The organism is Microbacterium sp. MRS-1 (assembly GCF_000585455.1).
Lineage (GTDB): Bacteria > Actinomycetota > Actinomycetes > Actinomycetales > Microbacteriaceae > Microbacterium > Microbacterium laevaniformans.
Window position 1 is genome coordinate 37,071 of sequence record NZ_JAUF01000058.1, and the last position, 7,897, is coordinate 44,967.

General features: G+C 68.9%; 5 protein-coding genes. All 5 read left to right on the forward strand.

Going from position 1 to position 7,897, the window contains the following annotated elements; translation table 11 throughout:
• The first annotated feature begins 38 nt into the window (after positions 1-38).
• The 5 genes from polA (at position 39) to AS96_RS10655 (ending at position 7,837) form a co-directional block, all read left to right on the forward strand.
• Positions 39-2,711 carry a DNA polymerase I gene (polA, locus tag AS96_RS10635; RefSeq protein WP_036289496.1) on the forward strand — a complete coding sequence of 891 codons (2,673 nt, stop codon included), beginning with the start codon at positions 39-41 and terminating at the stop codon, positions 2,709-2,711.
• Between the two features lie 109 nt (positions 2,712-2,820).
• Positions 2,821-4,497, forward strand: coding sequence for a DUF885 domain-containing protein (locus tag AS96_RS10640; protein ID WP_036289498.1), 1,677 nt, complete (start codon positions 2,821-2,823; stop codon positions 4,495-4,497).
• 54 nt (positions 4,498-4,551) lie between these two features.
• Positions 4,552-5,586: an LLM class flavin-dependent oxidoreductase gene (locus AS96_RS10645; protein ID WP_036289500.1), complete on the forward strand. Its 1,035-nt coding sequence runs from the start codon at positions 4,552-4,554 to the stop codon at positions 5,584-5,586.
• Positions 5,587-5,599: 13 nt separating this feature from the next.
• Positions 5,600-6,970 carry an MFS transporter gene (locus tag AS96_RS10650; RefSeq protein ID WP_036289502.1) on the forward strand — a complete coding sequence of 457 codons (1,371 nt, stop codon included), beginning with the start codon at positions 5,600-5,602 and terminating at the stop codon, positions 6,968-6,970.
• Between the two features lie 105 nt (positions 6,971-7,075).
• The gene (locus AS96_RS10655; protein WP_197017296.1) at positions 7,076-7,837 is read left to right on the forward strand and encodes an SGNH/GDSL hydrolase family protein; all 762 of its coding nucleotides are present in this window, start codon (positions 7,076-7,078) and stop codon (positions 7,835-7,837) included.
• Positions 7,838-7,897: the final 60 nt, after the last annotated feature.

The window sequence follows — 7,897 nt, forward strand, 5'->3', positions numbered from 1 at the left end:
AAAGTTCCGGTGTCCGCCCCCGCGTCTAGAGTTGCAGGGTGACGGACTCCGCAAAGCCTACTCTCCTCGTCGTGGACGGCCATTCGCTGGCCTACCGCGCCTTCTTCGCCCTTCCGGTGGACAACTTCACGACGCGCGACGGTCAGCACACGAACGGCATCTACGGCTTCCTGTCGATGTTCGTCAACCTCGTCAAGGCGGAGCAGCCGACGCATCTCGCCGTCGCGTTCGACACCTCCCGTCACTCGTTCCGTACCGACAAGTACCCCGAGTACAAGGCGAATCGCTCCGAGTCGCCGGCGGAGTTCAAGGGCCAGATCCCCCTGCTGCAGGAGTGCCTCGCCGCGATGAACGTGACGGTGCTCACGAAGGAGGGCATCGAGGCCGACGACATCCTCGCGACCCTCGCCACGCAGGGTGCGGCCGAAGGCTATGACGTGCTCGTCTGCTCCGGCGACCGTGACACCATCCAACTCGTCACCGACGACGTGACGCTGCTCTACCCCAGCGTGCAGGGTGTGTCGCAGCTCAAGCGCTACACGCCGGATGCCGTCGTCGAGAAGTACGGCCTGCCGCCCGCCAACTACCCCGACATCGCCGCGCTCGTGGGCGAGACCAGCGACAACCTGCCCGGGGTGCCGAAAGTGGGCGAGAAGACCGCCGTCAAGTGGCTCACACAGTGGGGGAGTCTGGACTCTCTGCTCGAGAACGCCGACAAGATCACCGGAGTCGTGGGGGGCAATCTGCGCGATCACCTCGACGACGTGCGGCGCAACAGGAACCTGAACGCCCTGCTGCGCGATGTCGAGCTCGGCGTCGGACCGGTCGACCTCGCGGTCCGGCCGATCGATGCGCAGGCTGTCCGCGACATCTTCGCCCGACTGGAGTTCCGCACCCTTCTGCCGCGCGTTTTCGAGGCCGTCGGCGCCGACCTCGACGACGGCGCCGACCACGCGGCGAACACGGTCGCAGCGCCCAAGCCCGTCGAGGTCGACGCCGCCGCGCTCGAGGCATGGGTCGCCGCCCGCACGGCGGCCGACGACGCCGAGGAGGTGGCGCTCATGCTCACGACGGAGGGCGGCCTTCCCGCACGACTGGGCCTCGCCACCGCCGATGAGGCCATCGAGACGACCTGGTCGACGGACGTTTCCGCAACTCTCGGGCCCTGGTTGAGCAGTGATGCGCCGAAGGTCATCGCCGATGCCAAGGCGCAGGTGAAGGCCCTCCGACGTGCCGGAGTGCGACTGCGGGGCCTGGTTTTCGACCCGATCCTCGCCGGGTGGCTGCTGCGCCCCAGCTTTCCCGACAAGGGGCTCGGTGACCTCGTCGACCGCTATCTCGACGAGAAGCTGCCCGAGGCCGATCCGACGCAGCTGGTACCCGAGACCGAAGGCGCCACCCCGGGTCAACTGTCGTGGTACGCACTGCGCGTCGCCGACGCCATGCGGGCCCAGATGCCCGCGTCGGTCGCCCGTGTGATGACCGAGATCGAACTGCCCACTCTCGACACCCTGGCCGACATGGAAGTGGCCGGCGTCGCCGTCTCGCACGAGAAGCTCTCGGGGTTCTCTGCGGAGCTGGGCGCGCGCGCCGAGGCCGTTGCCCAGCTCGCCTACGCCGAGATCGGTCGGGAGGTGAACCTGGGTTCGCCCAAGCAGCTGCAGGACGTGCTGTTCGAGCAGCTCGAGCTGCCAAAGACCCGCAAGACGAAGACGGGCTACTCTACGGATGCCGCGGTGCTCGCCGACCTGCAGGAGTCGAATCCGCACCCCTTCCTCGATCTTCTCCTGCAGCATCGCGAGGCGACCAAACTCCGACAGATCATCGAGTCGCTCGATGCGTCGATCGGCAATGATCGCGCCGCCGGCTCCGACGGCCGCATCCATACGACGTACGTGCAGACGGGCAGCCAGACGGGGCGTCTGTCGAGCACCGACCCGAACCTGCAGAACATCCCGATCCGCACGGAGGAGTCTCGGCGCATCCGCGCCGCGTTCGAGGTCGGCGAGGGCTACGAGACCCTGCTGACGGCGGACTACTCGCAGATCGAGATGCGCATCATGGCGCATCTGTCCGGCGACGAGGGTCTCATCGAGGCCTTCAACTCGGGCGAAGACCTGCACCGGTTCGTCGGCGCACGGGTGTTCGGCGTCGAGCCGGCCGACGTGACCCCGGCCATGCGCACGAAGGTCAAGGCGATGAGCTACGGCCTCGTGTACGGCCTCAGCGCGTTCGGTCTGTCGAAGCAGCTGCGCATCGATCAGTCCGAGGCGAAGCTGCTGATGACCGAGTACTTCGCCCGCTTCGGCGCGGTGCGCGACTACCTGCGCTCCTCCGTCGAGCAGGCCCGTATCGACGGCTACACGGAGACGATCTTCGGACGCCGCCGTCCCTTCCCCGATCTCGCGAGCCCCAACCGCGTGCTGCGTGAGAATGCGGAGCGCGCGGCGCTGAACGCCCCGATCCAGGGCAGCGCGGCCGACATCATGAAGATCGCCCTCTTCCGCATCCACGACGAGTTCCGCGCTCAGGGTGTCGCGTCTCGGGTGCTGCTCCAGATCCACGACGAGCTCGTGGTGGAGGTGGCACCGGGGGAGTGGGACACGGTCGAGAAGATCGTCCACGACCGCATGGGTGATGCCGCAGAGCTGTCCGTGCCCCTGGACGTACAGATCGGTCGCGGGGAGAATTGGGACGTCGCCGGCCACTGAGCTCGCCCGAGGAGGATCGCAGGCCGCGGGGGAGCACGGCTGAGATCGCGTGCCGTCCGCCCCGGCATCCGAACCCACGCCAGTGCCGCGTCGGGATTAGGCTCGAAGAATGAATGACTCCCCACGTACCCCCACGCCGATCGACGCGATCGCCGAGGCATGGGTCGACACCTCTGCCGAGCTTTCTCCGGGACTGGCCACCTACATCGGACGCTTCGAGCACAACGGCCGTCTCGATGACCTCTCACCCGCGGGCACGGCGGCGCGCATCGACGCCACGCGTGCCACGCTGTCGGCCTTGCAGGCGGCCGAGCCGGTCGACGACGTGGACGTGGTCACCAAGGCCGATCTCGCCGGCGACCTCGAGCTCTCGCTCGCGCTGCACGAGGCCGGTGCGCACCTGCGCGACCTCAACGTGATCGCCTCGCCCGCGCAGGAGCTGCGCAACGTGTTCGACCTGATGCCCACCGACACGGTCGAGGACTGGTCGGTGATCGCTGCGCGACTGTCGGCCATCCCCGACGCGATCGGCGGGTACATCGAAACACTGCGCGAGGGCATCGCGACGGGCGTCGTTCCCGCCCGCCGTCAGGTCACGGAGGTCGTGGGGCAGATCGCCCGCTATACCGCCGACAACGGCTTCTTCGCGACGTTCGCGGCTGACGCGGCCCCGGCGGAGGGACAGCTCCCCGCCTCTCTCGCGAAGACCCTCTCCGGCCACGCGGGCGCCGCCCGCGTCGCGTACGACGAACTCGCGAAGTTCCTGCGCACCGAGCTGGCGCCCGCGGCATCCGAGAACGATGCGGTCGGACGCGAGCTGTACGCGCTGCACTCCCGCGGCTTCCTCGGGGCCGTGATCGATCTCGACGAGACCTACGAGTGGGGTCTCGAGGAGCTCGCCCGCATGGTGGCGGAGCAGGAGTCGATCGCCAACGAGATTCTGCCGGGCGCGACCGTCGAGGAGGCCGTGGCGTTCCTCGAGAACGACGAGGCGCGCAAGCTGCGCGGCACGCGGGCCCTTCAGGAGTGGATGCAGGCCACGAGCGATCGTGCCGTCGAGGAGCTCGGCAAGACGCACTTCGACATCCCGGAGGAGATCCGTCGGCTCGAGTGCATGATCGCGCCGACCAACGAAGGCGGCATCTACTACACCGGACCGACCGACGACTTCTCGCGTCCCGGCCGGATGTGGTGGTCGGTGCCCGAGGGCGTCGACTCCTTCGACACCTGGCGCGAGCTGACCACGGTCTACCACGAGGGCGTTCCCGGCCACCACCTGCAGATCGCCCAGGCGGTCTACAACCGCGCGGAGCTCAACTCCTGGCGCCGCCTCCTCGCGGGCTCCAGCGGTCACGCGGAGGGCTGGGCCCTGTATGCGGAGCGCCTCATGGAGCAGCTGGGCTACCTCGACGACCCGGCCGATCGGCTCGGCATGCTCGACGGTCAGCGCATGCGCGCCGCTCGCGTCGTCCTCGACATCGGCGTGCACCTGGGCAAGCCCCGACCCGACGGCCAGGGCATCTGGGATGCCGACTTCGCGCTCGAGTTCATGCGCCGCAACGTCAACATGTCGGACGAGTTCATCCAGTTCGAGGTCAACCGCTACCTCGGCTGGCCGGGTCAGGCCCCCTCCTACAAGGTCGGCCAGCGCATCTGGGAGCAGATCCGCGACGAGACGGCCGAGCGCGAGGGCGCCGACTTCGACATCAAGCGCTTCCACATGCGCGCGCTGCGTCTCGGTGGGGTCGGTCTCGATACGCTGCGCATGGCCCTCGCACAGGGCTGAGCACGACCACACCGCGCACGGAATGATCACGGCACAGGGAGGGTTCTCATTCGTATGAATGTAGAACTGGGACTGGATACCTTCGGCGACGTCACCGTGGGCGAGGACGGCGAGCGCCTGAGCGACGCTCAGACGATCCGCGACATCGTGGATCAGGCGGTGCTCGCCGACCAGGTGGGGCTCTCCTTCTTCGGCGTAGGGGAGCACCACCGCCACGAATTCGCGGTGTCCAGTCCGGAACTGGTGCTGGCTGCGGCGGCGGCCCGTACCGAGAGGATCCACCTCGGTACGGCCGTCACCGTGCTCTCCAGCGACGACCCGGTGCGCGTGTACGAGCGCTTCGCGACGCTGGACGCGCTGTCCGCGGGGCGCGCCGAGGTGATTCTCGGCCGGGGTTCGTTCATCGAGTCCTTCCCGCTGTTCGGCTACGACCTCGGCGACTACGAGGTGCTCTTCGAGGAGAAGCTCGACCTCTTCTCGCAGCTGCTCACCGAGAAGCCCGTGACCTGGCAGGGCACGACGCGGGCAGCACTGAACAACGCCGACGTCTTTCCGAAGACGGAGAACGGCATTCGCGCGTGGGTAGGAGTCGGTGGCTCGCCCGAGTCGGTCGTGCGCACGGCCCGCTACGGCTACGGACTCATGCTGGCCATCATCGGCGGCTCGGCCGATCGCTTCCGCCCCTACGTCGACCTCTACCACCGCTCGCTCGCGTCGTTCGGGCACACCGAGGCGATGCCCGTCGGCGTGCACTCGCCCGGTCACATCGCCGACACCGACGCGCAGGCGTGGGAGGAGCTGTACCCGGCGATGGAGGCCAACCGCAACGCCATCGGCGCCGAGCGCGGATGGCCGCCATACAGCCGGCTGCAGTTCCAGCACGACATCGGTGCGGAGGGCGCCGTCTACGCGGGATCGCCGGAGACCGTCGCTCGAAAGATCGCGGCCACAATGAAGACCCTCGGCGCGACCCGCTTCGACCTGAAGTACGCCAACGGCACCCTCTCGCACGCGAAGCTCATGCGCTCGATCGAGCTGTACGGCACGAAGGTCGCGCCGCTGGTGTCGGAGATGCTCTCGGCATCCTGAGTAGCATTCAGGCATGACGGATGCCGCTGCCTCTCCCTCTGCGCCGACACCGACCGGCACCGACGTGGGGGAGAGGCTGGACGCTCTGCCGTTCACCCGCCGACACCTGCGCGTGCTGACCGGTTCCGGCCTCGGCTGGGCGCTCGACGCGATGGACGTCGGGCTCGTGTCGTTCGTTCTCACGGCATTGATCGCACAGTGGTCGTTGACCGGCGAGCAGGCGTCGTGGATCGCGTCGGCCGGGTTCGTCGGGATGGCGGTCGGCGCGAGCCTGGGCGGCCTCCTGGCGGACCGTTTCGGCCGCCGCTCGGTGTTCGCGGTCACGCTGCTCGTCTACGGTCTGGCGACCGGGGCGAGCGCCCTGGCCGGGGGACTTGCGGCGCTCATCGCGCTGCGCGTCATCGTCGGACTGGGTCTGGGCGCCGAGCTCCCGGTCGCGAGCACCTACGTCAGCGAGATCGCCCCGGCACGCATGCGCGGGCGACTCATCGTCATCCTCGAGGCGTTCTGGGCTTTGGGCTGGACGGCGGCCGCGCTCATCGGGTTCTTCGTGATCCCGGCATCCGCCGACGGCTGGCGCTGGGCCTTCGTGCTCGGGGCGATCCCCGCGATCTACGCGCTCACCGTCCGCTGGTCGCTGCCGGAGTCGCCGCGATGGCTCGCGCGACGCGGACGCCACCGCGAGGCCGACGCGGTCACCCGCACGTTCGAGTCGTCGCCGGCGCTGCAGGGCGCGCATCGTCGCCACACCTCGGAAGCGGCCGCGGCGGGCGCGCAGCTTGCGGGTCGCGGCCTGCGCGCACTGTGGTCAGGCGAGTTCCGCGTGCGCACGGGGGCGCTGTGGATCGTCTGGTTCTGCGTGAACTTCTCGTATTACGGCGCGTTCATCTGGATGCCGACGATCCTCTTCGCGCAGGGGTATGGGCTGGTGAAATCGTTCGGCTTCACCCTGATCATCACGCTCGCACAGCTGCCGGGCTATGCCGTGGCGGCCTGGCTCATCGAGGTGTGGGGACGGCGTGTGACGCTGTCGGTGTTCCTCGCGGGATCGGCGCTGGCCGCGATCGCTTTCGGGACCGCGACGGGCGAAGGCATGATCATCGCCGCGGGGATGGCGCTGTCGTTCTTCAACCTCGGCGCGTGGGGCGCACTGTATGCCGTGACCCCGGAGAACTACCCCACGTCGCTGCGTGCCACCGGAGCCGGATGGGCCGCGGGCGTCGGCCGTATCGCGTCCATCGTGGCGCCGCTGAGCGTGCCGCCCCTGCTCGCCGCCGATGGCGCACCGCTGCTTTTCGTCGTGTTCGCCACGTTCTTCGTGCTCGCGGCGACGGCCGCGTGGGCCCTCGCCGACCATCGCGGGGCGGCACTCGACGACCGCTGAGGCCGCGGCATCCGCGGCATCCGTCCGCATCTGCCGCTTTCGCTGCGCCGCAGCGACCGAAGGGGACCGGTGAGCCCGCGGCAGAGCGCGGCGTAGGCTGATCGGATGGCAGAGGTGCGGTTCGTGGCGATCGGGGACTCGTTCACGGAGGGCGTCGGCGACGAGCGGCCCGACGGCCGCGTGCGCGGGTGGGCCGACCTCACCGCGCAGGGATGGGCGCACTCCCGCGGCGAACCCATCCAGTACGCCAACCTTGCGATCCGCGGCAAGCTCATCTGGCCGATCGTCGCCCAGCAGCTCGAGCCTGCTCTCGCACTCAAGCCCACCCACCTGTCGTTCAACGGTGGCGGCAACGACATGCTGCGACCGCGCACGTCGATCGGCCACATCGCCGATGCGTTCAGCCAGGTGCTCCGGCGGTGCGATGAGGAAGGCGTCACACTGATTCTGCTGTCGGGCGCCAATCCTTCGGCGCAGCTGCCGATGAACCGGCTCATCCAGCGGCGCGGCGATCTCATGTCGGATGCCGTCGTGCAGCGCGTCGGCGAACGCCCCGATGTCATCCGCGCGCTGAACTGGCCGGATGCCGAGCTGTCGGATCCATCGTTCTGGTCTCAGGATCGCCTGCATATGAACAGTCGTGGTCACCACCGTGTCGCCGCCCGCGTCCTGGAAGCCATCGGGGAGACGGTCCCCGACGGCTGGTGGGCCATGCCGGAGCTGCCGGATGCCGTGCGCCTGGCGGAGCGCGAGTACCTGCGCGAACACCTGGGTCCGTGGGTGCGCCGGCGCCTGACCGGCACCTCGTCGGGCGACGGCCGGGAGCCGAAGTTCGGCGGGACCTGGAGCCTGGTGGAGCCTCACTAGCTGTACTTCCCCGTGACGTTGTGAACGCGGGCTGAGGGGGTCTGGCCTCCGATCCCGGTG